The sequence below is a fragment of the Methyloceanibacter sp. genome (genome assembly GCF_049590335.1).
Classification (GTDB): domain Bacteria; phylum Pseudomonadota; class Alphaproteobacteria; order Rhizobiales; family Methyloligellaceae; genus Methyloceanibacter.
In genome coordinates this window covers 1-23,222 of record NZ_JBAWCQ010000108.1, presented here as the reverse complement: position 1 = coordinate 23,222, position 23,222 = coordinate 1, and the positions used below count along the sequence as shown (strand labels likewise).

Genomic DNA, 23,222 nt, shown 5'->3' with positions numbered 1-23,222 from the left:
ACTCCTGCCGTTAGCGCTAGGAGCCCCGGTGAGCCCCGGCCGCCACTCACAGAAATGGCCGGGGCTCAAGACCATCACGGAGGAGAGCGCGTTCACGACGGGCCCGCGATGATCTATGAAGGAACGTGGTCGACCAGCCTCCGGATCAGTGTGGCGCGAACTTTCATCTCCACTGAGCGGCCCGCAATACGTCAGACGATCAGTCAATCGAAAGTCAGCGGCACGGCGCCGGTCTGCTGCAGGAGCCCGAGCATATCTTCGGCACCATCATGGGCGGTGATTTTGCCATCGACGATCGTCTCGATATCGAAGCCTGAGGTTTCGAACTTTCTGCCGGACGGTCTATAGCCGAAATAGTCTCCGGTCTGTGTTCGGGTCAGCGTCCACTTCACGATGCATTTGTCGCCGTGTTCGATGACGTAATCGACCGCGATATGCCAATCGGGAAACGCAGCGGCCTGCTCCTTCGCCAGCTCTTGACCCGCTCGACACTGTTATCCAGACCGAAGGGGGCGATATGATTGACATAGCCGGGCGCATACAACTCGTCGAGGACCTCGAATTTCTTCTGATTGATGACCTCGTCGTAGAATCGATAGAGCGGTTTTGTCTCGTCGAACATCGGTGATTTTCCTCGAGGACAGTCGTCATCAGGACAATCGGTCTGGGGACAATCGGCATAGCGCCGGGCCGCAAACTACCTGGCGATGAGATAGATACTCAGCGCCGCGAAGAGAATGCCGAGCAGCTTGCGGTAGGTGAGCGGCTCGTTGAGAAACACGATCCCCAGCAGCGCGCCGCCAACGACGAACATCCCATATATGGGAACCACTTCGGTGGCGGGACCAAGAGACAGCGCCCGAAACAGCGAAGCCACCGCGACAATAAGCGCGATGCCTGTCGCGAAACTCCAAAGGGCACTGGGTTTTGCGAGGTCGTTCAGCACAAAGCCCACGAAGTCGCCGCGCAAGAGAGCGATAGCCCACGCCCCAACTCCGACGATTGAGACGGCAATCGCCAGGACATAGGAGCTGGACACATCGCCGGCGCGCGTTGCCAGCTTGACCAGCAGCGTCACCAGCGAATAGCCTACCATTCCAAGCAACGCCCAGCCGACATAGCCCATGCGATCGTCCCCTTCGCTTCGCGCGGCCGCGCCGGACCAGGCTAGGACGGATCGAGCCGCAGCACCCGCCCCTCTGCGCCGTCGGTCACGACATAGAGCGTCCCGTCGGGCGCCGTCGCAAACCCGCGCGGACGTGCAGTCCCAAAATCGATCCGCTTCTCGCCAACCACCTTGCCTTCTTCTATCTCGATGCGGCGGATATCGTGTGAGGCGAGCCCCGCGGACAGCAGGTCGCCTTTCCAGTCCGGAAATGCGGAGCCCGTGTAGAGGTGAAGGCCGCCAGGGGCATGCGTATCTACCCATGCGATGGTTGGGTCCGCATAGGTCGGCCCCTCGATCCGCGCCGTGAGCACCGAGCCGTCGCGGTAGTCCCTGCCAAACGTCACCCGCGGCCAACCGTAGTTCTCGCCCTTTTCGACAAGGTTCAGTTCATCCCCGCCCAGCGGGCCATGTTCGGAGGACCAGACGGCGCCGCTCTCGGGGTCGACGACGATCCCTTGCGCATTGCGATGACCGAAGCTCCAGATCTCGGGCTCCGCGCCCTCCAGCTCGACGAACGGGTTGCCGTCCGGCACGGACCCGTCAGGCTTCAGGCGGATCACCGTTCCGAATTGGCTCTGCAGATTTTGAGCCTGCTCGCGCGCGAACGTGTCGAGAAACACGACCGGCGGGTTGCCGCCATCCCCGATCGTGGCGAGCAGCGTGCCGTCCGGCAGGAAGGCGAGCCGCGACCCGAAATGCTGGCCGTCCCGCTTGCCTTGGGAAACAGAAAAGATCTCCTCGAAATCCTTCAGTCCATTCCCTGTCCAAGTCGCGCGGCCAATGGCCGTCCGGTTGTCGTCCAGCGTCCCGCGCGCGTAGGTGAAGTAGAGACGCTTGTCGTTCTCGAAGTCCGGACTGACGACAATATCGAGTAGGCCGCCCTGCCCGCGGACCAGCGTCCCGTCCGGCCCGTTGCGCGATGTCATGACCTCGACGGGGAAAGACACGATCGTGTCCTGCAGTTGACCGTCCTTCAGGATGCGGATGTCGCCGTCGCGCTGGGTGATCAGCAACGTGCCGTCGGGAAGAGCCGCCAGACCCCAGGGAAACTCAAGCGGGCCGGTAACCTCTGTGATCTTCACGCCGTCTTGGATCGGCACGAAACCCCGGCTCAAACGGGTGTCGGCAAGCGCCGAAGAACTGAAGATACAAGCGGTCGCAAACAGAGAGGCAGCAACGCGTACGCGCACGGTTGGGCTCCTTGTAATCTGCGATGCACTCATCTCAAGACGGCATGATCGGAACGCCGTAGAGTCATCAGACGTCTGCGGGATAACCTATCACGGAGAACCATCCTATAAGTAGGCGCCTGTGAAGATTTGCCCAGCTTTTCGAGCTTTTTCGCGATGGTGGGCCGGAGCTGACTGTAGACTAAGCCCGTCATTGTAATTGCCGAGCCTGTCTCAAGCATCTGGGCTCGACGTCACAGAACGGCACCACCATGGAGTTGCATAGCGTGTTTGAGATTGCGGATTCATGACAGCTGAATGGGGAGTCTTGGCGGTCGCCGCGCTGGTGTTTGTCTATGCGCTGTTCGGCAAGCGGCTGTCCGACAGCATTCTCACGGGCCCCATGCTGTTTCTGTTCGCCGGTTGGGGCTTTCACAGCCTCGGGCTGATCGAACTCGGCCACGGCGCGCGCGGTCTTTACATTCTCGCGGAGATCAGCCTGGTGGTGCTGCTGTTCGCGGACGCAGCCGCGATCGATCCCAGTCGCCTTTGGCGAGGCGCATCCATCCCGGCACGGATGCTCATCTTTGGGCTGCCCCTCGCCATCCTGTTCGGGTTTCTTGCCGGGGCCGGCCTCCTCCCCAACTGGCCGCTCTGGGAACTGGCGCTAGTGGCGGCGATCCTGGCGCCGACCGATGCCGCGCTCAGCCAGCCGATCATTACGGACCCGCGCATCCCTGAGCGGATCGGCCGCTCCCTGTCAGCCGAAAGCGGGCTCAATGACGGCTTCGCTCTCCCCTTTGTTTTGTTCTTCGGCTGCTTCGCCGTAGGCGGTGTTCACAATGAGGTGCAAGTCCCCTGGTGGGTGTTCGTGGGTCAGCAGGTCGGACTTGGCGCGCTGATCGGCGGCGTTATTGGCTATGCGGGGGGCTGGCTTTTGCGCCTGGCCCAGGATCGCGGTCTGACATCGGATCGCTTTGGCGGCATCGCAGTTCTTGCACTCGCAGGCATTGCCTACCTCGCAGCTCAAGGCGGCCACGGCAATGGATTCCTGGCAGCGTTCGTTGCGGGTCTCGCCTTCGGCGAAGTCCTGCGCGGGCGGAGCCGATTCGTCTTCGAGTTCATCGAGACCGAGGGGCAGATACTGACCGTCTTGTCCTTCTTCGTGATCGGCGCCGTGTTGTTGCCGGAAGGTCTGCCGCATGTGACCTGGCCCATGGTTGCGCTGGTGCTCGCCAGCCTGTTCATCCTGCGACCCATTACGATCTGGCTGTCACTTGCCGGTGCCGGCATCGGAACCAAGGAGAAGCTTTTCTACGGCTGGTTCGGCCCGCGCGGCTTGGCCACGGCGCTCTTTGCGCTGCTGGTCCTCGACGCCTTCGATCTCCTGACGATGCGCGATGAAATTCTGGCCATGGCCGCGATCGCCGTGCTGCTCAGCGCGGTGCTCCACGGCCTAACAGCCGCGCCCGCCGCAAAGCTCTTCGACAAAGATGCCGGGCGCGATGGGACGGCGTCCGACGGCACTCTCACAGATACGTGACTGCCGGGCGGTGATCTACGCGGCGCGGCCGATGCGTAAGTGGGTCATTGCTAAACATTTCCCCCCCCCCACGGAGGACTTCATGAAAGTATTTCGCATTTTCGCCGCCATCGCTCTTATGTTCTTCACATTCTCGCACGCGAACGCCATGTCCAAGGACATCGTTGACACCGCGGCGGGCGCCGGCCAGTTCAAAACTCTGGTTGCTGCGATCGAAGCTGCTGGTCTCGTCGATACATTGAAGGGCGACGGCCCCTTCACTGTTTTTGCACCGTCGGATGAGGCTTTCGCAAAGCTCCCTGCCGGCACGGTTGACGATCTGCTGAAGCCCGAAAACAAGGACAAGCTCATTGCGATCCTCACCTATCATGTCGTGCCCGGAAAGATCATGGCCGGCGATATCGCCGGTAAGTCGACCGAAGTGAAGACTGTTCAGGGCGACACGTTGGATGTCGATGCCACGAATGGTGTGACGGTGGACAAAGCCAAGGTCGTAAAGGCAGATATCGTCACCTCCAATGGCGTCATCCATGTCATCGACTCGGTGGTGATGCCCAACTAAGTGCTTCCATCTGGAAGCTGCGTCAGCGGGCCTCGATGTTTCATCGGGGCCCGCTAATTTGTTGCTACCAACGCCGAGGACGCGTCACTCGCCGCCACGCGCGGCGGATGCGGTGGCGGTTAACAGGACAGATCAACAGCGGAGCGCCGGACGAGCGGGCGGCGGTCCCGGGCGCGGCGCCAGCTCACTTCCTCGACGAGCGATTGCCGTTTGAGCGTAGCGACAGGCGGCGCGGCTTTTGCACTGTTTGAAACGAGCCCGGCACAAAACAACACTGCCAAATCGATCATCCCGATAAGTACTTTGCGGATGTCTTCCTCCCCGGAAGTAAGCGTTTTGTCAGAATCCACCCCGCACGCGATCACGATGAAATGCCGTCGACATTGCAAACGAAGTGGCGTGTGCGGGATGATGGCCGGTGACCGGCTTCCCGATCGTAGTTTCTCTGCGAGTTCGACGAATACGATGGCCTTTTGCTTGTCGCCACATTTTCCACCGATTGTCGAAAGCCACCAAACGCCATCAGCGGATGAGTCGAGAGCAGCGCTCGGAGCCAAGGACGCTAAGGGCATTACGGCCAATCTGAACCTGGGAAAGCCCTCCGCGGTTGGGACTTCCGAGGCTACGGGACCGCCAAGACATCAGAAAGAAGATTTCTGTCGTGCCGCGCAGCGAGCGGATGAAGGAAAACCCTATCTGCGGCCGAGATTAACGCGTCAGCTGCGCCGTGCGCGCTGCCTTGCGGGGCGACCGGGTTGGAAGGGGAACCCGCGCCGGCGACTTGAGGATGTTCGTCACATTGAGGCGACCGGCCAGCAACTCATCTGACAGCTTGGTGTTAATCCAGAACGCATTCTCGCTCTGCTCGGACCCGGCCCCAGGCGCCAAATCCTTGGCCGTGGTCGCACCGACCAAGCTCGTCAACGTGACGGCCAAGACGCCCACAATCATATGCCGACGTTTGTTCATCGCCGCCGAGTGTGAGCCGGCGGCGATAAACAGCGAGTTTAGAGATTTGCTTAATAATACGTTTACACTGTGTTGCGGCCGTCAGGCTTTGCGCTTCAGAAGCTCATCCAAGCTCCAGGATCCGCCACCGGCAAACGCGATGTACAGAAACAGAAAGCAGAAGAGTATCGCAGCGTCGCCCCCATTGAGCAGCGGATAGATGCTCTTGGGAGCATGTGCCAGCCAGTAGGCGAACGCCATGAGCCCTGAGAGGACGAAGGCCGTCGGCCGCGTGAACAGTCCCACTACCAAGAGTGTGCCGCCGACAATTTCGAGGACGCCGGCAATCCACGGCAACGAAAAGGCCTCGGGCGTGAATGGGCCTTCCGGAAATCCGAGCAGTTTGGATGTCCCGTGGGCCATGAAGATCAGCGCGGCAACAACTCGCACAATGCTCAAGACGCGTGGCGCCCACTCGGTTTGAAGTCTATCGGCCATTTCGGCATTTCCTCCCGTTGGTCACTAAAGTGGCGGGGAGCTTATCGCGCGAAATGAGGTCCGTCATGTCACGAACGAGAGAGACGTGGGAAATCGGCCACGAAAAAGGGGGGCCTCGAAGGGCACCCCCTTTGCAATTTTCTCAAGCGTGACCCGCGCCGACACGGCACGAACAGGACTTACGCAGCTGCGCTTTCGGCGATCGGAACCTCGGCAATGGTTTTCAGAATCTGCGAAGCGATCTGGTAGGGGTCGCCTTGCGAGTTCGGACGACGGTCTTCCAGGTAACCCTTGTAACCGTTCTTCGGGAAGCTGTTCGGCACGCGGACCGAAGCGCCGCGGTCGGCAACGCCGTAGCTGAACTCGTTCCACGGCGCCGTCTCGTGCTTGCCGGTCAGACGCATGTGGTTGTCCGGGCCATACACCGCGATGTGCTCCTCGAGGTTTTTCTCGAATTGGGCCATCAGCGCCTTGAAGTATTCTTCGCCACCAACTTCACGGAGATAGGCGGTGGAGAAGTTGGCGTGCATGCCGGAGCCGTTCCAATCGGTGTCGCCGAGTGGCTTGCAGTGGTACTCGATGTCGACGCCGTATTTTTCGGTCAGGCGCTCAAGCAGATAGCGCGCCATCCACATCTCGTCGGCCGCCTTCTTGGAGCCCTTGCCGAAAATCTGGAACTCCCATTGGCCCTTCGCCACTTCGGCATTGATGCCTTCGTGGTTGATGCCGCAGTCCAGGCACAGGTCGATATGCTCCTCGACGATCTGACGGGCGATCGAACCGATCTGCTTGTAACCAACGCCGGTGTAGTACTTGCCTTGCGGCTCGGGATAACCGTGTTCCGGGAAGCCAAGCGGGTGGCCGTCCTTGTAGAAAAAATATTCTTGCTCGAAACCGAACCACGTACCGTCGTCATCCAGGATGGTCGCGCGCATGTTCGTGGCATGCGGCGTGCCGTCTGGGTTCATCACTTCGCAAAGAACCAGGGCGCCGTTCGTGCGGGCGGGGTCAACGAAAACGCGGATCGGCTTCAGAACACAGTCGGAGTTGCTGCCATCGGCCTGCAAGGTCGAGCTACCGTCGAAACCCCAGTCCGGAAGTTCTTCGAGAGTCGGAAAGCTATCGTACTGTTTGATCAAGGTCTTACCACGCAGGTTCGGCACTGGTGTGTAACCGTCGAGCCAAATGTACTCGAGTTTAAACTTTGTCATTGTGAGTCCTTCTGAGTTTTAGCGACTGCACGGATGAATCCCCGCGAGAGGCAGGTAGCCAACACTTCCCCAACGCAGTTTTTGTGCCAATGCGTACAATTCGTGCGCTCCTGGTGAACGGCACGAACCGCAAGCCCATATCGCAACGTCCCGCTATACATTTTTCCGCAACAGTCCTAGCGGCTTAGGGAGTCCGATCCCGGTGCGCCTTTTTGCCGATCACTCGGCATCGAGGTGGTCAATCAGAATGCAGGGCTGCCTTGCCACGCAAAGCAGCAGAAGAATTCCTGCCTAAATGTTCGCCACTTAGCGTTTTTTTTATGCAATGCACAGGAGCGTTTCTATATAGGTGACTCAGGGTACGTCATTGCGATTCTGCCGTGACGCACGCATGACAATGGAGGACGCCATGACGGCAAATGCACACCAGGAGACGGCAAAAGTTATCCCGTTCCCGAAAGGCGGCCGCTCGGGACTGAGCAGCAGCGACCACGGCGCACACTCAGAAGATCTCCTGACCTCATTGCAGGTGAGCTATGTGGACTATGGAAGCGGCTCCTATCACGAGGCCGCGATCCGCGACGCACAGCAATCCCATGAGCACTGACGGACAAACTGACTGTACTACCAGCTGAGAGGGCCCACTTCAGACGAAGTGAGGCCCTCTTTTCAAGAGTACGGTTTAGTAGCGCGAACCTCGCAAGCGCTCAAGACGCATGGAACGCGCACCCTCCCGATCTTCGGACCGGCGCTCACCGAACATCGACAACATGGGCTCGTCCGTCAGGACCACTTCGTCGAATTCGCCGAAGCCGTTGAAGCGGTTTGCCAGCACGCGGCCATAGGCGCCGACTTGGCCGATCTCCAGATAGTCGCCCTCCCCGACCGCATACGGCAAGACGAAGGGACCCGGGAGATAATCGGCGCTATCGCAGGTCGGACCGAAAAGAGCGAACGCCGTTTCCGCCGGACCCAGATCTTCGCGCCCAGGCGTCACGCAGCGCACCGGAAACCGAAATCCGGAAAAGGCTGCATCGAACAACGCGCCGAAGGCCCCATCATTGATGTAGAGCGTATCCCCACGCCGCGCATCGACGCGCACGATCACAGCCTCCGCCTCCGCCACCAGCGCCCGGCCCGGTTCACACATTAGCTCGCAGGTGTGCTTGACCGCGAGCGCATCCGCCGCCCGCACAATCTCCTCCATGTAGCGATCGAGACTTGGCGGGTCCGAATGGGGGTAGCGGGCCGGAAAGCCGCCGCCAATGTCGATCGCATCCACCAAGACGCCGGCGGAAACGATGAGCTCCCCCACCTGGGTCAACACCTCGCCGAACGCTGCCGGGACCACGGCTTGCGATCCCACATGGAAGGTGATGCCCAGCCGGGCGGCGCGTTGCCGCGCTCTTAACAGCAGCGCCGGAGCCTCCTCGGCGCTCGCGCCGTACTTTCCTTCCAGCGGAATGAGGCTGTGAGTATTGGGACATGCGATCCGCAGGAACAGCGTGAGGTCGTTCGCGCCGTCCGTTTCGGCCAAGACCTTGTCCAGTTCATCGTGCGAGTCGAACGCGAAGCATCGGACGCCGAACTCGCGATAGGCGCGCACAATTGCAATGCGGGACTTGATCGGGTTCATGTAATACAGCTCGGCCTTGTCGATATGCCGAACCCGTTCCATTTCGGGGAGCGAGGCCACGTCGAAGGCCTGGATGCCTGCCTCGGCGAGCGCGTCCAGGACGGGCTGCGCATCATTGGCCTTGGTCGCGTAGAGGACGCGCCCGGGGAAATTCGCCACGAACCATTCGGTGGCGCGCACCAAGGCATGCGGCCGCAGGGCAAGCACCGGCCGTTCGGGGCTATGATGGCGAAGAAACTCCTCCGCTGTCGGAAAAACCTTCATCCCAGAATTCTCATCCCAGAATTCTCGTGCCATGCGGACTGCGACACGAGACTGCTCGTTGGCGCGCGAGGCAGCCTTGCGTATGGGGTTCGGCCTGCCTTGTAAAGAGTGCATTCGAGTCCGAGCACTAACCCTGCTTGGCGCTCCCGGACGCGTCCTTCGGCGCCTTCAGCACCTCAGTCCCCGCGCTTGACAGCACCGGGCTCTGGAGTAGCCCAAAGGTCTTGCGCGCGCCGAGCCGTACCAAGGCGGCCGTATAGGCATAAAGCTCTGCACTGTCGACCTGCCCATCGCCGTTACCGACAGGGGCAAGATCAGCATTGCCTGCAAGGCCCTCGATCAAATAGCGGGTGAACAGCCCGACATCGTAATCGGGATCGATCAAGGCCCGCTGGCCGCGATCTGCGGAAACCAGAACCGTCATAGAGGCGCGGGGTTGCTCGGGTAGCGCGCTACGCTTCGTCTCCGGAATATTGGGCGGCAGGATGTAGGTCCCGTGGTCCCGACCGAAAGAACTCTCGAGGAGGACCAGAACCTGGTCCGCGCCGAGGTTCGCGAGATTGGTATAGAGTGTGGACAGCGGATAACCACGCCGCTCTTCGCGATACGGCTCGGCGTCGACGGGCAGGAGATAGGCCTCGTCCTGAGTGGCGTTGACGGCGCCGTGGCCGGAATAGAAGACGACGACCTTGGCGTTGGGCCGGGCCTGAACCAGGCGCTTCAGCTCCCCGTCCGAGCCGGGCACCGGACCGAACACCCGCTCAAGGTCGGCCCGTGCCGCATTGCGCAGATCGATGACCTGGTCCTGCCGGAAGCCCATATGCTCGGTCAGGAAAAAGTACATGGCACCGGCATCGTTCCTGGCCGTCTGCGGCACCGGCAAATTGTCGTAGGTCGTATTGCCGATGATGACGGCGATGGCGTTCTCGTCTTCGGGCATCGTCGGCATTGCCCGATACAGCTCGCGAATGCGACTGAACGACTTCACGACATTCCCGTGGGCGCTGCCGGGCCGCGGCATCTGGCGGGGCGGCGTCGTGCACAAGTCGAGATTGCCCGCCTGCTCAATTCGTCGGACATCCTTCAGCGAAAGATGCCCCCCGATTTGAACGCAGGAGCGGCACCATACGACTCCGTAGCGGCCGTAAAGCTCATCCAGTTGCTTTTGACTAAGGCCTGAAGGCGCCGGTAGACATCCCGGCGCACAGGCCTTTGCCGTCACACTCGGTCCATGTGCCGCGCGCAGGCCCGCAAGCAGATCCTTCGGGAGACAATCGATATCGCTGTGCGCGCCCGGCTGGACCATGTTGGCCCCGGCTACGGGTTCGGCGACGGGTGCTGCGTCTTCCTCAGGCACAGGTTGCGGAGCGGGCACCACCGGAGAGTCCGTGGCAGCCGCCAACTCCGCGAGGACGGTCTCCTTGGCAGCCTCCTCGCTGGCCGCTTGTTCTGCGGCTGGCAGAGCCGGTTCCTCGTCCTGGAAAAGGGCTTTGACGTTCTCCTGCACCGGCTTGGGGAGCCGTGTAGCGGCAGCCTCAATCTCCGGTGTGTTCACCGCGACGACGATCTCGCCGGCGCGCGATGCCGGTGCGGCCTTCGCCTGGTTCGACGCCGCTAAGGTGCCGGCAACAGCAAGGGCAAGCCCCAACGCCAGCCGAGACTGGTTTCGAAATTTTCCCACCATTCCAAACCTCAAACCGATACTTAAGGCCCACGCTAGATCGCGGGCCGGACGTCTTCAAGGAGTCTTCGCTGGATCGGGGCGGGGCGGCAGGGTTTTCAGGAAGGCAGCGATAGCCTCGCGATCGCCCGGCGGCAACTGGGCCATGTTTTCCTGGACCGGAACCATGGATTCGCCAACCACATCGAAGTCCGGGGTCGACCCGGTCTCCAGGAAATAGGCGATGTCTTCGGTGCTCCAATCGCCGATGCCGTCCTCGCTCGGCGTGATATTCGGCGCATCGCCCTTGCCTTCGGGGCTTTCGGCGCCGGCAAAAGCCTCGCCCGCGATAATGCCGCCAAGTGCATTTCGGGGGCTGTGGCACTCAGTACAGTGGCCCGTCCCCAGAACAAGATAACCGCCCCGGTTCACCGCGTCGCTCGCCTCCGGGTCCGCGGTGAACGTCTTTCCGTCCACATAGAGGCGCTGAAACAAGCCTACGCCTCGGCGGATGTTGTAAGGGAAGCGCAGATCATTCACGGGCACCGCGCTGCGTACCGGCGGCAGTGTATCGAGATAGGCCTTGAGGTCGATGACGTCCTCGAAACGCATGCGCTGATACGACGTGTAGGGGAAGGCCGGATAGAGATGCACGCCTCCGGGGGCCACGCCTCGCTTCATCGCGTTGACGAAGTCGAGCGTCGACCAGCCTCCGATCCCGCTCTCCTTGTCGGGCGAAATGTTGGGCACATAGAAGGTTCCCACATCCGTCTTGAGGCAGCGGCCGCCCGCGAGCCGCGTCTCATCCTCGATATCGAGACTGTCGCAGGCTTTGGCCGGAACGGCATGGCACTCCGCGCAGCCGCCGGCGATGAACATCGTGTTACCTTTGGCGGCGTCCGGCACGTGATTGGGCAAATCGCTTGCAGAAAAAGTGACAGGCGTTGTGAGCAGGTAGAAGACCAGACCCGCCGCGATGAGAAGCACGATCGCAATCAAAGAGACCTTCCGCGCCATGTCTCACCCCCATCCAGCCCAAGCACATGTCCCTTACGGCAGCGGCAGCTCGCGCCCCGCGCCGACCACGTCCCAGCCGCGCTGCACAGCGGGACGCGCCGCTATGGCATGGTACCAGCGCTTGATGTTGGGATGGTCGTCCATCTCCACGGGCTGGATCGGGTAGCGCGCGATCCACGGCCAAATCGAGATATCGGCGACCGTATAGTCCCCGGCCACGTATTCGACTTCGCCCAGGCGCGTCTCCAGAACCTGCCAGAGGCGCCGCGCCTCTTTCGTATAGCGCTCCTCGCCATAAGAGCTCTTGCCCGGATTGTAGGCCACGAAATGATGCACTTGGCCGAGAAACGGCCCCGCGCCGCCCATCTGCCACATCAGCCATTCATGGGTGCGCCACTTGGCCTCGAAGTCCTGGGGCATAAGCAGGCCCGACTTCTCCGCTAGATAAAGCAGGATCGCACCGGATTCCATCAGCTGCAGGCCGGTATCGTGATCGACAATGGCCGGGATTTTGTTGTTCGGCGAGATCTTGAGAAACGCGGGATCGAATTGCGCGCGATTCTCGATATCGATGCGGTGCACACGATAGGGCAGCCCCACTTCCTCGAGCATGATCGAAACCTTCTGTCCGTTTGGCGTCATCCATGTATAGAGGTCGATCACGCGCATTATTCCCTTCCCGTCACGGCTGTCGCTTCCAAAACGCAAGCCTAAAGCATCAAGTCTTCAGGGCAGCGCCGCCCTATCGCCCGAAACCGGTCTCGTCAAGGTCACAGCCGCGCACTAGCCATAGAACCGAAAGCCATGGAACTGAAAGCACCGCAACTAAGGTGCAGGCGTAAGAGAGACGGGAATGCTCAACGCCACGCAACTCGAACGGCAGCACGACGCGGACCCACTATCCGACGAGCTGCACCTCGCGCAGTTTTCAATCTGCTACAAGCCGCGCCCCGGAAGCGCGCTCGCCGCCTTCGGCCGGTCCTGGTTCGGCCGGGCCAATGACGGGACGACACGTTGCGCGTTCTCCGAGCCAGGCCCTGGCGGCACCACGCTGGGTCAAAGCGCGCCAAACCCCGATCGCTATCTCGGACTGCACGCACCGTTCTTCTCGCCGCTGAGGCTCCGGGAGGATGGGCGCATCTAGGATGTCAAAGCGCGCCTTACGAATTTTGCCGCGCACCGTAAACCAATCGAGACCGGGCCGCTGACGCTAATGCGCGTGCGCCGCTCTCTCGTGCTTCGCGCCGCCGCGCCGCGCCGCGAGCTCGATTGGCTCGCACTTCAATGCTTCAACGCCTTCGACTCGTTCGCTGCGATGTTCGAAACCGCTGAAGACGAGCAGCCTCATCTGAGCCCCTATCAGCGGCTGCTGCTCAAGAGCTTCGGCCAGCCCAATATGATGAGCGAATACCGCTTCTCCATGAAGCTCGCCGGGGCCCTCGACCCTCGGCAACTCGACCGCCTGTCCCAAGCCTTGGCTCCCGTGGTTGATGGAATTTGCGCCGAGGGCGTTTGCGTGTACGGGCTGTCGCTAGTGGGTACCACGGGTGCTACCAAAAACGGCCAAAATCGGGGCACATCGACACGACTCCTGGGCCGCTACGCCTTGGCCGGATAACGACTTGCGTACTGCCAGGCCAGGCGAAGAACTGCGGAATACCAGCCTCAGTTTTGACACAGCCGTCCTCCAGTTTCGGTCCATTGGCGGCACAGGGGATTCCAATGCCGAACTATGCCGAAATACTGGCGTTTCTCGCCGAAAACCCTCCTCAGCTTGAAGGCGAATGCGAACTTCACGCCTCACTGTTGGAACTACTGGCCAGATGTCTGCGGAACGAACAGGTCGCGACCGACGATGACTTCGCAGATTTCGGGGACATCACCGGGATTTCGATCAACTAACGCGAAGCAGCGTCAAACTCGGGCGTGTCCCTGAAGCCTTGGGTTTTTGACCGGACTTTGAGCCGCATCAACGCCGGCACCCGTTCTTCGCCGGAGGCTCTGAGCCGCACCTAAGGTGCTTACGAGCACGCAACACCCTCGATCTTACGGACGGGGTTCATTTGCACGTAAGGGCCTTAGGGTGCTAACTGAGCAGCTCGATGGGATCGCCTGGGCGCTGGAGAAACCAGCACATTTCGACTCAATCTTTGGGAGTTGACTGACATTATGAGGGACAGCGCAGCCTTGAAGCAGGCGAATGTCGACGCAAAGAGTTCGGCGGAGGACGTCATTCGCACCTTCACCGAGAGCGTGGCGAATGGCGAACACGACGATGCGCCCTATCCGCACTGGGTACTGAAGAAGTGTTTCCCCGACGATACCATCACGGACATTCTCGGCCTTCCCTTCCCGGCGCCATCGCTCGATGGCGTGTCCGGCAAACGCGAACTGCATAACGCTACGCGCAGATATTTCGACGTCGATAACCGGAAGGAATTCGCCTCGGTGCGCGCCGTTGCAGAGGCCTTCCAGGACAAGTGTATCACGGGCATGATCGAGGAGACGTTCGGTACCGATCTCAGTGGAACCTATCTGCGCATCGAATTCGCTCAGGATACGGATGGTTTCTGGCTTGAGCCTCACACCGATCTTGGCGTAAAGTCGTTCACCATGCTTCTGTACCTCTCCGACGAGGACGGCCACGAAAATCTCGGGACGGATGTCTACGGGGCGGACAAGAGCCATGTCACGCGTTCGCCGTTCGCGCCCAACCTCGCGTTTGTCTTCGTGCCGGGCGACAACACCTATCACGGCTTCGAAAGACGGCCGATCAAAGGTGTCCGCAAATCGCTGATCATCAACTACGTCACGGATGAATGGCGCGCGCGCGAGCAGCTTGCCTTTCCCGAGGCGCCCATTGTCTGACGGAGCGAATGCCTAGGCTGTCGGCCGCAAGAATTGCAGAGCAAGAGACAATGGCCGGGTTCGCCCCGGCCATTTCCTTTAGTGTCACCACGAAACGACATTGAACGAACGAGGACGAGGAAGACGGATGAACAAAGTCGCGTGGATCGGGCTGGGCGTGATGGGATATCCGATGGCCGGCCATCTCAAAACCAGCGGGCACGACGTGACCGTATTCAACCGCAACAGGGCAAAATCCGAGAAATGGATCTCCGAATATGGAGGATCCCTCGGGGCGACCCCGGCGGAAGCGGCGGCCGAAGCGGACGTCGTCTTCACCTGTGTCGGCAACGACTACGATCTGCGCGCGGTGACGCTCGGGCCCGACGGTTTGTATCAGGCGTTGAAGTCCGGCGCGGTTCACGTGGACCACACGACCGTCTCGGCCGAGATCGCACGCGAACTCTACGAAGCGGCGAGCCACCATTCTGCCGGCGCACTCGATGCGCCTGTCTCCGGCGGCCAAGCCGGCGCCGAAAACGGCAAGCTCACCGTAATGGTGGGCGGCGATGAAACGGACTTTGCCAAGGCTAAACCCGTGATCGAGTGCTTCGCAAAAGCCGTCAATCTCATTGGCCCAGCCGGGTCGGGCCAACTCACCAAGATGGTCAACCAGATTTGCATCGCAGGACTGATTGAAGGCCTCGCCGAGGCGCTGAACTTTGGCATGCGCGCGGGTCTCGATATGGAGAAAGTCATCGCAACCATCTCCAAGGGCGCTGCACAGTCCTGGCAGTTGGAGAACCGTTGGCAGACGATGCTCGCGGGAGAGTTCGACCATGGCTTTGCCGTCGATTGGGTCCGCAAGGATTTCGCCATCTGCTTCGACGAAGCCCGCCGCAATGGCGCAAGCCTGCCCGTGACCGCGCTTGTCGATCAGTTCTATGCCGAGGTTCAGGAGATGGGCGGACGGCGCTGGGACACGTCCAGCCTGATCGCACGGCTGAACCGCGAGCCGCAGAAGAGCTAGTCTGCCGAATAGCTAGTCCTGCTGAAGACTTAGCAGCGCTTAAGCAAACTTCTCCTCGGCAGCATAAGCGAGCGGCAAGGATGTCGTGAACTTGATCTGCTCCATAGCGAACGCCGAACTCACATCTGAGAGCTCGATCTTGGCGATGAGCCGCTTGTAGAAGGCATCATAGCTTTCAATGTCGGGCACCACCACGCGCAGCAGATAATCGATCTGGCCGCTCATGCGGTAAAACTCGACCACCTCCGGAAAGTCCGCAAGCGCTGCGTGAAAGCGCTCGAGCCACTCCGTGGTGTGGTTGCTGGTCGTGATCGAGACAAACACCGTCACCCCGGCATTGACCAACTTGGGATCTAGCAGCGCCACACGCCGCTCGATCACACCTTGCTCTTCGAGCTTCTGAATGCGCCGCCAGCACGGGGTCGTCGACAGGCCGATCCGCTTGCCGATCTCGGCGACCGGCAAGGTGCAGTCCTCCTGCAAGATTTCCAGGATCTTGCGGTCCATCCGATCCAGCATCCAACCCATCCGACAAAATTTGGAAGAAACTCAGCCAAAAGAGAAAACTCGTTCTAAATATCAGCTGATACGCGGTTGAGCGTAGATTAATATTCCGCACGCTGCAAGTTGGGTCACAAGACCTTGCCGACCTCGCGGCGCAGCGCGGGAAGCAGGTCCGCCTCGAACCATGGGTTTTTCTTCAGCCAGGCATTGTTCCGCCAGGACGGATGCGGCAGCGGGAAAACGCGCGGGGTCCGTGCGGTCGTAAGATGTGCCCGCCAATTCAGCATCGTTTCCTGCAAATTCTTGCCCCGCGCCGCGCCCAAATGAAAAGCCTGGGCGTAGGCGCCGACTGCCAAAATTAGGTCGACTTGCGGCAGCGCAGCGAACAAATCGCCATGCCAGCGGGCGGCGCACTCGCGCCGGGGCGGCAGGTCGCCCCCTTTCGCGTCCTGTCCCGGAAAGCAAAATCCCATGGGAATGATAGCGATGCGAGCCTCGTCGTAGAACAGCTCGGGACTCATATTCAGCCAGGATCGCAGCCTGTCGCCTGAAGGGTCCGTGAAAGGCTTTCCCGAACGGTGCACGCGTGTCCCGGGCGCCTGACCGCAGATCGCAAGACGCGCCGCAGTACTCACCCGCAAGACGGGACGCGGCTCATGGGGAAGCGGCCTACCGCGCGGCGCCTCAACGCAAACACGGCAGCGCCGGATGGCACTCACAATCTCAGTCAATTCTGGCATTGGGCACCTGGACCATCGCAGCCAAGAGCTGCCTTGGTCAGAGATCGATCTTCATACCGTCTTCGGCAAGTGCATAGCGCGTGAGATCCACCTGCGACCGCGCATCGAGCATCTCCTGGCCCATGTGAGTCAATAAGACTCGTTTAGCCAAGAGGCGCTCGTAATTCTCATCGATGGTCTTGTAATCAAGATGCATCGGCATTTTGTGGTCGTATTGGAAGCACTCGCAGATAAAAAGATCGGCGTCCCGCGAGACCTCAGGTAGAACCTCGACCCACCCCGTGTCGCCGGTGAAGGAGACAACCTTACCCTCGATGTCGAAACGGAGAGCGTGGGGTTGTGCGCCTGAAGGGTGGTACACCTCAAATGGCGTGACCGTGACGCCGTTCCGATCGAACGGAACGTGCTTCTTGTGCTCCACGAAAATGAGATCGAAGTTTATGCCGCTATCCAGCGTACCGGGGTAGACCGCCTCGGTAAGCGTCACGAAACGCTCCTCGATCGTCTCGGGCCCCACGATCACCAAGGGTCGCGTCCGCATGCCCACATATTTGGCGTGAATCAATAGCCACGGCAGACCGCCAATGTGATCACCGTGCAGATGCGACACGAACACGGTGTCGATATCGTTGGGCGACAGGCCCAGCCGCTGCAGGCCGATTAGCGTTGTCGCGCCGCAATCGATCAGGACCGTCGACGATTTTGCCCTGACAAAATACGCAGTTTGCAGCCGGTTTCCAGCCCCAAACGCATCACCGCACCCAACAACGGTCAATTGCATCGTGTTTCCATTTCACCCCCCCCTCCCCGAATTCAGGGAATCAAGATCATGTGGTTCCTCTATCTGCCACTTCAAGACCGGTGCCAGGCCGAGGCGCGGGTAAACGCCTCATTAGGATTTTGGCTAGATACTTCTTGTTAAGCCTAGGTTCGGGGGGCGGGCCGGCCGCAATCGGGTGTCCACGCCGCCCCGCGCACGTTTTTTGTCTGCGGTCAGGTTGCGGGTTTCAGAAGTAATGGTGAGTGGTGCGTCAGCCGAAGCCTCCGTGGCTGGTTCCAGTTCGATGAGCGGTCAGAAACGGCGCGCGTTCCGCAGCGTTCAGGAAGCCCGCGAGAAGCTCACCTACAAATCCGCCAGCAGACCGGAGTTCGACTACGAACTCCTGATGATGTTCGTCAAGAACGAGCTCTCGGCCGCCATCACCACGCCGCTCCTCGCCGTCGTCGTCGCTGTAGGCGCGATGTTCTGGTCGCCGGCTGACCAGTTGCTGCTATGGCTGTGCTGCGTCTTCATCACCAAGGGCATTCTCGTCGGGATCTGCAATCAGTTCGCCAAGGCGCCCCGCGACGAGGTGAATGTCACGACTTGGCGCGCCAAGATCACTGCCGCGGAATTCCTGTACGGCGTGACCTGGGCGTCGGTGGTTTTCGTCAGTCCACTGACGGAAGGCGTCGCCGGCTACACGTTCATCTTCGCGGCCGTTCTCGTAGTGATTTCGATGCGCATGCTGTTTGCGTCGACCGTCATGCCGATCGTCTACGCGGGCACGCTGCCGATGACGGGGGCAATCGTCATCCGCTTCGCGCTGCTCAACGATCCGTTCTACTGGGCCATGGCCGCGATGGCAGTTGCCGTCCATCTCTACTTTATTTGGCTGATGACCGGCTTCAACAGCACCGTCGTTTCCATGCTCGAATTCCGTGCGGAGAAGGACACTCTGATCTGCGAACTCGAACAGTCGAAGTCGATCTCCGACGAGGCGCGATTGCGCGCGGAGGAGGCGAATCTCGCCAAGTCACGGTTCCTAGCGACCATGAGCCACGAACTGCGAACGCCGCTCAACGCGATCCTCGGTTTCTCCGAGATCATGCGTGAGGAGGCCTTTGGTCCGCACGCCAACCCAACCTACAAAGAGTATGCGAGCGACATTCACGAGAGTGGCCAGCATCTCCTGACCCTGATCGACGAGATCCTCGACATCAGCCGGATCGAAGCCGGGCGGTACGAGCTCCATGAAACGCCTGTCTCGCTCACGGAAATCGCCGACGAATGCCACCGCCTTATGCGCGTGCGGGCCGAGAACAAGGGGCTTAAGGTCAACCAAGCCTTCGAGGAGGACCTCCCGAATGTCTGGGCGGACGAACGGGCATTGCGGCAGATCTGCCTCAACCTCCTGTCCAACGCCATCAAATTCACGCCGCCGAATGGAACCGTCACGCTCAAGGTCGCGCGGGCAATGTCCGGCGGTCTGGCGCTCAGCGTCAAGGACACGGGGCCGGGCATTCCCGACGACGAGATACCCCGCGTTCTGCGCAGTTTTGGACAGGGCTCCCTCGCCCACCAGACGGCCGAGGGCGGGACCGGCCTCGGCCTACCCATTACGAAGGGCTTGATCGAGCTGCATGACGGCCGCTTCGACCTCAAGAGCAAGCTGCGCTACGGCACCGAAGTTACCGTAAGCCTGCCCCCGAGCCGTATCATGGAGGCCGTTCCCCGGCTTACCGAACCCGGCAAACCAAAACCCGAAGGTGCCGAACAGCCGGACCAGCACAAGCGCGCGAGCTAGAAAACGCAAGCGCAGAAGACCGGTGCGGATTGCCCTGCCTTCCCCCACGGACTACATAAGGAGTTTAACCTCCTAACGGGCGAGGACCGCTTGGAATCACCTTGCGTCAATATCTGCATACTCGACGATGCGTCTGGGCTTTGTATCGGCTGTGGCCGCAGCGGGGATGAGATCGCTTGCTGGGTCGACATGAGCCCCACCGTGCGGCGGGCGATCATGGATGCGCTGCCTGAGCGGCTGAAACGGCTTGAAAGTGAAGCCGCCCCCAACGAGGCCGCGTCATGACCACATGGGTAGCCCTGTTCATCCTCGCGCTTGGCAGCATGATGCTAGTGAGCAACGACTCGGGGATGATCGCGGGCCTCGACGTAACCACATTCGGCTACGGCGTGTTCCTGCTGGCGCTGCTCATCTATTTGGCCGGCGGCCTGCTGGGCCACTATGGCGGCGGGGCGGCCACTGTCGCACGCGACGCGGTCACCTGGCTCGCACTCGGCCTCGGCCTCGTCACGCTCTATGCATACAAAGAGGAGCTGACGCCGATCGCGACACGCGTGGTCGGCGAACTTCTCCCCGGCACGGCCATGACGGTTGAAACGAGCGCCGGCGGCCTCACCGAGGTCAAAATCCGAAAGCGGCTGAACGGCCATTTCACGACCAAGGTCGAAGTCAACGGCAAGCCGGTCTCCATGATTGTCGACACGGGCGCCTCTTCCATCGTCCTGACCCCGGAGGATGCGCGGACCGCCGGAATCGATGTCGACGAGATGACGTTTCGCGTACCCGTCTTGACCGCCAATGGCCGCACCATGGCCGCGCGGATATGGCTGGAGGACGTCGCCATCGGCCCCCTGGACCGTACCCGCGTGGAGGCCCTCATTGCCCAGCCTGGGGCGCTGTCGCAGAGCTTGCTTGGTATGAGTTTTTTAAGCCGCCTGCGCTCCTATGAGTTTTCCGGGGATTATCTGACCTTGCGCGGCTGATGGCGGTCGCGGGCAGGCCCCGCGAACTGGACATTCCAGACGGCGAGGCGCGTGGTGCGGTCGGCGAATAAATACTTTCTCCAAGAGGCGGCGCAGTGGACCCTGGTTGGCGTGACCCTCCTCGCGTGCGTCTGCTTCTTTCAAGATTTCAATAACTTAATTGTTCCGGCCGACGATGAGGCACCGCTTGTCTTCGCCACTCAGACCAAGTCGCAGGCGAACGCGAAACCAGCCTTTTCCGGCGAAGTACGCCTGAATGCGGTGCGTCGCGGACATTTTGTGTTCACGGGCGACGTGGACGGACGCCCGGTAACGTTCATGGCGGATACCGGCGCATCAATCATCGCACTGACCTACGAGGACGCGCGGCGGGCCGGCCTATCACCGGCCAGCCTCGACTTCAGCGCGTCCGTGTCGGCACCATCACGCTGCGAGACGTCCGCGCCGCGGTCGCCGAAAAGGGCGCGCTCGACGTCAATCTCCTTGGCATGAGCTTTCTCGGCCGCCTCGCCAGCTTCAACCTGCGCGGCGACGAACTGATCCTGCTCCAATAGTCACTTCGCGACCGTCACACCAACAGGACTGGTGAACGCGCGTGAAAATCTGCTATGGCCTTCTCCCATCCGGCCTATCCTACGGGCCCGGCGCCTGCCCCCCGTTCGCAAAGAGACAGAATGTTCCCGAAGCCCTACCAGAATCTTGTCCCCAACACTGCCGAATTCGAGCGCCTTCCTCTCGTGAAGGCCACGGGCTTCCGCGAATATGATGCTCGCTGGCTCTTCCCGGACGAGGTCAACCTTCTCGGCATGGAAGCGGTTGGTTTGGGGCTCACTAAGCTCATGCGCGATCGCGGTGTTCCCTTGCGCATCGTTGTCGGGCACGACTTCCGCTCCTATTCCTCGGCCATCAAGGCCGCGCTCATAACCGGGCTTCTGGCCGGCGGCGCGGAAGTCCACGATATCGGCCTCGCCCTGTCGCCCATGGCCTATTTCGCGCAATTCGAGCTCGATGTGGAAGGCGTGGCAATGGTCACGGCAAGCCACAACGACAATGGCTGGACGGGCATCAAGATGGGCATCGACCGCCCACTGACCTTCGCGCCCGAAGATATGAGCCGTCTCAAGGAAATCGTGATGAACGCCGATTTCGGCCCCAACGAGGGCGGCGGCCGCTACATCTATGTTTCGGATTTGGCGGAACGGTATATGGCCGACCTGCTGCGGCATCCCAAATTCGAACGCAAGATGAAGGTGGTCGTGTCCTGCGGCAACGGTACGGCGGCTGCCTTCGCGCCCCACGTGCTCTCTAAACTTGACTGCGAAGTCGTCCCGCTCAACTGCGACCTCGATCACAGCTTTCCAGCGCATAATCCCAATCCCGAAGACCTCGCCATGCTGAATGCCACTCGCGATGCGGTCCTGGAGCACAAGGCCGATCTAGCCCTCGTCTTCGACGGAGACGGCGATCGTTGCGGTGTGGTCGACAATAGAGGCGAGGCAATCTTCGCCGACAAAGTCGGTGTGATGCTCGCGCGGGACATATCGGCCCTCAACAAGGACGCCCATTTCGTCGTGGACGTGAAGTCCACCGGCCTGTTCCAGACGGATCCGGTGCTCGCCCAGAACGGCGCTAAAACCGCCTATTGGAAGACCGGGCACTCCTACATCAAGCGCTATAGCCACGAGCACGGCGCGCTGGTCGGCTTCGAAAAATCCGGCCACTTTTTCTTCAACAAGCCGATCGGCCGGGGCTACGACGACGGCCTCGTCTCGGCGATCGCGGTGCTCGATATGCTCGAGCGGAACCTGGACAAGACTCTGGCCGAACTCAAGGACGCCCTCCCAAAGACCTGGCAGTCTCCCACCATGTCGCCTCACTGCGACGACGAAACAAAATACGGCGTGGTCGATCGGGTTGTGAAGCACTTCGAAGAGGTCGTGGAGCGCGGCAAGACGCTGGCCGGGCAGAAAGTCCGTGAGCTGATTACCGTGAATGGGATTCGGATCGTTCTCGATGACGGAACCTGGGGGCTAGTGCGCGCGTCCTCGAACAAGCCAGAACTCGTCGTCGTGGTCGAGAGCCCCACATCGGAGGCCAACATGCGCGCGATATTCGCCGAAATCGATAAGGAACTCGCCAAGCAGCCTGAAGTGGGCGAATATAACCAGAAGATCTAGAACACCGTCGGGCGACAACGCAATAAAACCGTTAGGGTACTGTCGCAAATCTGCAATCCGAGCCTGGTTTGTTCCGCGCTTGTTATGATTGATTTCACCAACGCACACTCCGTTTTCGTAGTGGGTCTGATCGTCGGCATCACGCTGAACTCTCTGATGCTGAGGATCCTCTTCTTCCCGCCCTTCCGGATCTGGCCGACGCCTGGGTCGGGAACCTGGCAGAGTGTTACCTTCTGGACGTTGTTCCGCGCCGGCATGGTGCTGACCTTCGTCATCGCGATTTTGGATTGGAATAGCGCAGGCCTTGTCGACCTTACTCGACTGATCATTGGCCTTCCGCTGTTCCTTGTTGGTTTCGGCATCACGGTCTTCGGCTACTTCAATCTCGGCCTCGGCAACACCTATTGCGGTTCCGACGGCTTGGTGAGTCACGGCCTATACCGCTTCAGCCGGAACCCGCAATACGCCTCATCCATCCTGGGGCTTATCGGGACGGTCATCATGGCCGACTCCTGGCTCACGATCCCCTTGGCCTTCTCCGCCAGCTGCGTCTACATGCTGATGGCGCTGACCGAGGAGAAGTGGCTCGAAGACCGCTACGGCGCGACCTACGAAGAATACAAGCAGCGCACGGCACGCTTCTTCGATCTGTCTGGCTTCGTGCAGTACCTGATCGAAAAGACACAGCCGTCCCGTCG

At 60.7% G+C, this 23,222-nt stretch carries 26 protein-coding genes and 2 pseudogenes; 14 read left to right on the top strand and 14 right to left on the bottom strand.

Features of this window, described 5'->3' with window-relative positions:
* Positions 1 to 203: 203 nt before the first annotated feature.
* The 4 genes from WBQ77_RS08625 to WBQ77_RS08610 all read right to left on the bottom strand — a co-directional run bounded on the left by WBQ77_RS08625 (position 204) and on the right by WBQ77_RS08610 (position 2,358).
* The gene (locus WBQ77_RS08625) at positions 204 to 416 is read right to left on the bottom strand and encodes an ester cyclase (RefSeq protein WP_424059818.1); all 213 of its coding nucleotides are present in this window, start codon (positions 414 to 416) and stop codon (positions 204 to 206) included.
* Positions 389 to 622, bottom strand: a complete 234-nt coding sequence (locus WBQ77_RS08620) for a hypothetical protein (RefSeq protein WP_424043991.1) — start codon at positions 620 to 622, stop codon at positions 389 to 391. Before WBQ77_RS08620 ends, WBQ77_RS08625 begins: the two co-directional genes overlap by 28 nt.
* Positions 623 to 697: 75 nt before the next feature.
* Positions 698 to 1,126 (bottom strand): EamA family transporter, encoded by a 429-nt coding sequence (locus WBQ77_RS08615; protein WP_424043993.1) that lies wholly within the window; start codon positions 1,124 to 1,126, stop codon positions 698 to 700.
* A gap of 41 nt (positions 1,127 to 1,167) precedes the next feature.
* Positions 1,168 to 2,358, bottom strand: coding sequence for a PQQ-dependent sugar dehydrogenase (locus tag WBQ77_RS08610; RefSeq protein ID WP_424059814.1), 1,191 nt, complete (start codon positions 2,356 to 2,358; stop codon positions 1,168 to 1,170).
* 286 nt (positions 2,359 to 2,644) lie between these two features.
* Here WBQ77_RS08610 and WBQ77_RS08605 point away from each other — a divergent pair, with 286 nt between their 5' ends.
* Both WBQ77_RS08605 and WBQ77_RS08600 read left to right on the top strand, forming a co-directional pair.
* On the top strand, positions 2,645 to 3,880 hold the full coding sequence (locus tag WBQ77_RS08605) for a cation:proton antiporter (protein WP_424059812.1): 1,236 nt from the start codon (positions 2,645 to 2,647) through the stop codon (positions 3,878 to 3,880).
* Positions 3,881 to 3,962: 82 nt separating this feature from the next.
* A complete protein-coding gene (locus WBQ77_RS08600; RefSeq protein ID WP_424041840.1) occupies positions 3,963 to 4,442 on the top strand; it encodes a fasciclin domain-containing protein in 480 nt (159 codons plus the stop codon).
* 708 nt (positions 4,443 to 5,150) lie between these two features.
* On the opposite strand, the gene WBQ77_RS08595 is transcribed toward WBQ77_RS08600, so the two are convergent.
* The 3 genes from WBQ77_RS08595 to WBQ77_RS08585 all read right to left on the bottom strand — a co-directional run bounded on the left by WBQ77_RS08595 (position 5,151) and on the right by WBQ77_RS08585 (position 7,099).
* Positions 5,151 to 5,411: a hypothetical protein gene (locus tag WBQ77_RS08595; RefSeq protein ID WP_424059810.1), complete on the bottom strand. Its 261-nt coding sequence runs from the start codon at positions 5,409 to 5,411 to the stop codon at positions 5,151 to 5,153.
* A gap of 81 nt (positions 5,412 to 5,492) precedes the next feature.
* Entirely contained in the window at positions 5,493 to 5,888 is a 396-nt protein-coding gene (locus tag WBQ77_RS08590; protein ID WP_424059808.1) for a DoxX family protein, read from the bottom strand.
* Between the two features lie 179 nt (positions 5,889 to 6,067).
* Positions 6,068 to 7,099 (bottom strand): glutamine synthetase beta-grasp domain-containing protein, encoded by a 1,032-nt coding sequence (locus tag WBQ77_RS08585; protein WP_424041836.1) that lies wholly within the window; start codon positions 7,097 to 7,099, stop codon positions 6,068 to 6,070.
* A 409-nt stretch (positions 7,100 to 7,508) separates the two neighbouring features.
* On the opposite strand from WBQ77_RS08585, the gene WBQ77_RS08580 reads away from it, so the two are divergent.
* The gene (locus WBQ77_RS08580; RefSeq protein WP_424041835.1) at positions 7,509 to 7,706 is read left to right on the top strand and encodes a DUF2735 domain-containing protein; all 198 of its coding nucleotides are present in this window, start codon (positions 7,509 to 7,511) and stop codon (positions 7,704 to 7,706) included.
* Positions 7,707 to 7,781: 75 nt separating this feature from the next.
* Here the strand turns inward: WBQ77_RS08580 and WBQ77_RS08575 are convergent, their stop codons facing one another.
* From WBQ77_RS08575 to WBQ77_RS08560, 4 genes are all read right to left on the bottom strand, one after another.
* Positions 7,782 to 8,999 (bottom strand): type III PLP-dependent enzyme, encoded by a 1,218-nt coding sequence (locus tag WBQ77_RS08575; protein ID WP_424041833.1) that lies wholly within the window; start codon positions 8,997 to 8,999, stop codon positions 7,782 to 7,784.
* Between the two features lie 127 nt (positions 9,000 to 9,126).
* The gene (locus tag WBQ77_RS08570; RefSeq protein ID WP_424059806.1) at positions 9,127 to 10,683 is read right to left on the bottom strand and encodes a caspase family protein; all 1,557 of its coding nucleotides are present in this window, start codon (positions 10,681 to 10,683) and stop codon (positions 9,127 to 9,129) included.
* Positions 10,684 to 10,737: 54 nt separating this feature from the next.
* Positions 10,738 to 11,676 carry a c-type cytochrome gene (locus tag WBQ77_RS08565; protein ID WP_424059803.1) on the bottom strand — a complete coding sequence of 313 codons (939 nt, stop codon included), beginning with the start codon at positions 11,674 to 11,676 and terminating at the stop codon, positions 10,738 to 10,740.
* 33 nt (positions 11,677 to 11,709) lie between these two features.
* On the bottom strand, positions 11,710 to 12,339 hold the full coding sequence (locus WBQ77_RS08560) for a glutathione S-transferase N-terminal domain-containing protein (RefSeq protein ID WP_424059816.1): 630 nt from the start codon (positions 12,337 to 12,339) through the stop codon (positions 11,710 to 11,712).
* 190 nt (positions 12,340 to 12,529) lie between these two features.
* Here WBQ77_RS08560 and WBQ77_RS08555 point away from each other — a divergent pair, with 190 nt between their 5' ends.
* From WBQ77_RS08555 to WBQ77_RS08535, 5 genes and pseudogenes are all read left to right on the top strand, one after another.
* A complete protein-coding gene (locus WBQ77_RS08555) occupies positions 12,530 to 12,820 on the top strand; it encodes a hypothetical protein (RefSeq protein WP_424059801.1) in 291 nt (96 codons plus the stop codon).
* Positions 12,821 to 12,835: 15 nt separating this feature from the next.
* A pseudogene (locus WBQ77_RS08550) lies at positions 12,836 to 13,294 on the top strand (DUF1045 domain-containing protein); the annotation flags it as partial.
* Between the two features lie 104 nt (positions 13,295 to 13,398).
* Positions 13,399 to 13,578, top strand: a complete 180-nt coding sequence (locus WBQ77_RS08545; RefSeq protein ID WP_045367957.1) for a hypothetical protein — start codon at positions 13,399 to 13,401, stop codon at positions 13,576 to 13,578.
* Positions 13,579 to 13,845: 267 nt separating this feature from the next.
* The gene (locus WBQ77_RS08540; RefSeq protein ID WP_424041971.1) at positions 13,846 to 14,544 is read left to right on the top strand and encodes a 2OG-Fe(II) oxygenase; all 699 of its coding nucleotides are present in this window, start codon (positions 13,846 to 13,848) and stop codon (positions 14,542 to 14,544) included.
* Between the two features lie 127 nt (positions 14,545 to 14,671).
* A complete protein-coding gene (locus WBQ77_RS08535) occupies positions 14,672 to 15,553 on the top strand; it encodes an NAD(P)-dependent oxidoreductase (protein ID WP_424059799.1) in 882 nt (293 codons plus the stop codon).
* Positions 15,554 to 15,592: 39 nt separating this feature from the next.
* Here WBQ77_RS08535 and WBQ77_RS08530 read toward each other — a convergent pair whose 3' ends face one another.
* The 3 genes from WBQ77_RS08530 to WBQ77_RS08520 all read right to left on the bottom strand — a co-directional run bounded on the left by WBQ77_RS08530 (position 15,593) and on the right by WBQ77_RS08520 (position 17,578).
* Positions 15,593 to 16,072, bottom strand: coding sequence for an Lrp/AsnC family transcriptional regulator (locus WBQ77_RS08530; RefSeq protein ID WP_424041968.1), 480 nt, complete (start codon positions 16,070 to 16,072; stop codon positions 15,593 to 15,595).
* Positions 16,073 to 16,185: 113 nt separating this feature from the next.
* Positions 16,186 to 16,797, bottom strand: coding sequence for a uracil-DNA glycosylase family protein (locus WBQ77_RS08525; protein WP_424041967.1), 612 nt, complete (start codon positions 16,795 to 16,797; stop codon positions 16,186 to 16,188).
* Between the two features lie 37 nt (positions 16,798 to 16,834).
* Positions 16,835 to 17,578: an MBL fold metallo-hydrolase gene (locus tag WBQ77_RS08520; RefSeq protein ID WP_424041966.1), complete on the bottom strand. Its 744-nt coding sequence runs from the start codon at positions 17,576 to 17,578 to the stop codon at positions 16,835 to 16,837.
* Between the two features lie 265 nt (positions 17,579 to 17,843).
* On the opposite strand from WBQ77_RS08520, the gene WBQ77_RS08515 reads away from it, so the two are divergent.
* The 6 genes and pseudogenes from WBQ77_RS08515 to WBQ77_RS08490 form a co-directional block, all read left to right on the top strand.
* Positions 17,844 to 19,364 carry a sensor histidine kinase gene (locus WBQ77_RS08515; protein WP_424059797.1) on the top strand — a complete coding sequence of 507 codons (1,521 nt, stop codon included), beginning with the start codon at positions 17,844 to 17,846 and terminating at the stop codon, positions 19,362 to 19,364.
* A 90-nt stretch (positions 19,365 to 19,454) separates the two neighbouring features.
* Positions 19,455 to 19,649, top strand: coding sequence for a DUF1289 domain-containing protein (locus WBQ77_RS08510; RefSeq protein WP_424059795.1), 195 nt, complete (start codon positions 19,455 to 19,457; stop codon positions 19,647 to 19,649).
* Entirely contained in the window at positions 19,646 to 20,347 is a 702-nt protein-coding gene (locus WBQ77_RS08505) for a retropepsin-like aspartic protease family protein (RefSeq protein ID WP_424041960.1), read from the top strand. The genes WBQ77_RS08510 and WBQ77_RS08505 overlap by 4 nt, the downstream gene beginning before the upstream one ends.
* A 318-nt stretch (positions 20,348 to 20,665) precedes the next feature.
* Positions 20,666 to 20,901: pseudogene (locus WBQ77_RS08500) on the top strand (hypothetical protein).
* 120 nt (positions 20,902 to 21,021) lie between these two features.
* Complete coding sequence (locus WBQ77_RS08495) at positions 21,022 to 22,524, top strand: phosphomannomutase/phosphoglucomutase (protein WP_424059793.1); 1,503 nt, start codon at positions 21,022 to 21,024, stop codon at positions 22,522 to 22,524.
* 84 nt (positions 22,525 to 22,608) lie between these two features.
* A partial coding sequence (locus WBQ77_RS08490; RefSeq protein WP_424059791.1) for a methyltransferase family protein occupies positions 22,609 to 23,222 on the top strand: 614 nt, incomplete at its 3' end.

Coding starts and splice junctions, on each gene's coding strand:
- WBQ77_RS08620 (WP_424043991.1), bottom strand. CDS start 622: ATGTTCGACGAGACAAAACCGCTCTATCGATTCTACGACGAGGTCATC.
- WBQ77_RS08615 (WP_424043993.1), bottom strand. CDS start 1,126: ATGGGCTATGTCGGCTGGGCGTTGCTTGGAATGGTAGGCTATTCGCTG.
- WBQ77_RS08605 (WP_424059812.1), top strand. CDS start 2,645: ATGACAGCTGAATGGGGAGTCTTGGCGGTCGCCGCGCTGGTGTTTGTC.
- WBQ77_RS08600 (WP_424041840.1), top strand. CDS start 3,963: ATGAAAGTATTTCGCATTTTCGCCGCCATCGCTCTTATGTTCTTCACA.
- WBQ77_RS08595 (WP_424059810.1), bottom strand. CDS start 5,411: ATGAACAAACGTCGGCATATGATTGTGGGCGTCTTGGCCGTCACGTTG.
- WBQ77_RS08590 (WP_424059808.1), bottom strand. CDS start 5,888: ATGGCCGATAGACTTCAAACCGAGTGGGCGCCACGCGTCTTGAGCATT.
- WBQ77_RS08585 (WP_424041836.1), bottom strand. CDS start 7,099: ATGACAAAGTTTAAACTCGAGTACATTTGGCTCGACGGTTACACACCA.
- WBQ77_RS08580 (WP_424041835.1), top strand. CDS start 7,509: ATGACGGCAAATGCACACCAGGAGACGGCAAAAGTTATCCCGTTCCCG.
- WBQ77_RS08575 (WP_424041833.1), bottom strand. CDS start 8,999: ATGAAGGTTTTTCCGACAGCGGAGGAGTTTCTTCGCCATCATAGCCCC.
- WBQ77_RS08570 (WP_424059806.1), bottom strand. CDS start 10,683: ATGGTGGGAAAATTTCGAAACCAGTCTCGGCTGGCGTTGGGGCTTGCC.
- WBQ77_RS08565 (WP_424059803.1), bottom strand. CDS start 11,676: ATGGCGCGGAAGGTCTCTTTGATTGCGATCGTGCTTCTCATCGCGGCG.
- WBQ77_RS08555 (WP_424059801.1), top strand. CDS start 12,530: ATGCTCAACGCCACGCAACTCGAACGGCAGCACGACGCGGACCCACTA.
- WBQ77_RS08545 (WP_045367957.1), top strand. CDS start 13,399: ATGCCGAACTATGCCGAAATACTGGCGTTTCTCGCCGAAAACCCTCCT.
- WBQ77_RS08540 (WP_424041971.1), top strand. CDS start 13,846: ATGAGGGACAGCGCAGCCTTGAAGCAGGCGAATGTCGACGCAAAGAGT.
- WBQ77_RS08535 (WP_424059799.1), top strand. CDS start 14,672: ATGAACAAAGTCGCGTGGATCGGGCTGGGCGTGATGGGATATCCGATG.
- WBQ77_RS08530 (WP_424041968.1), bottom strand. CDS start 16,072: ATGCTGGATCGGATGGACCGCAAGATCCTGGAAATCTTGCAGGAGGAC.
- WBQ77_RS08525 (WP_424041967.1), bottom strand. CDS start 16,797: ATGCCAGAATTGACTGAGATTGTGAGTGCCATCCGGCGCTGCCGTGTT.
- WBQ77_RS08520 (WP_424041966.1), bottom strand. CDS start 17,578: ATGCAATTGACCGTTGTTGGGTGCGGTGATGCGTTTGGGGCTGGAAAC.
- WBQ77_RS08505 (WP_424041960.1), top strand. CDS start 19,646: ATGACCACATGGGTAGCCCTGTTCATCCTCGCGCTTGGCAGCATGATG.
- WBQ77_RS08495 (WP_424059793.1), top strand. CDS start 21,022: ATGTTCCCGAAGCCCTACCAGAATCTTGTCCCCAACACTGCCGAATTC.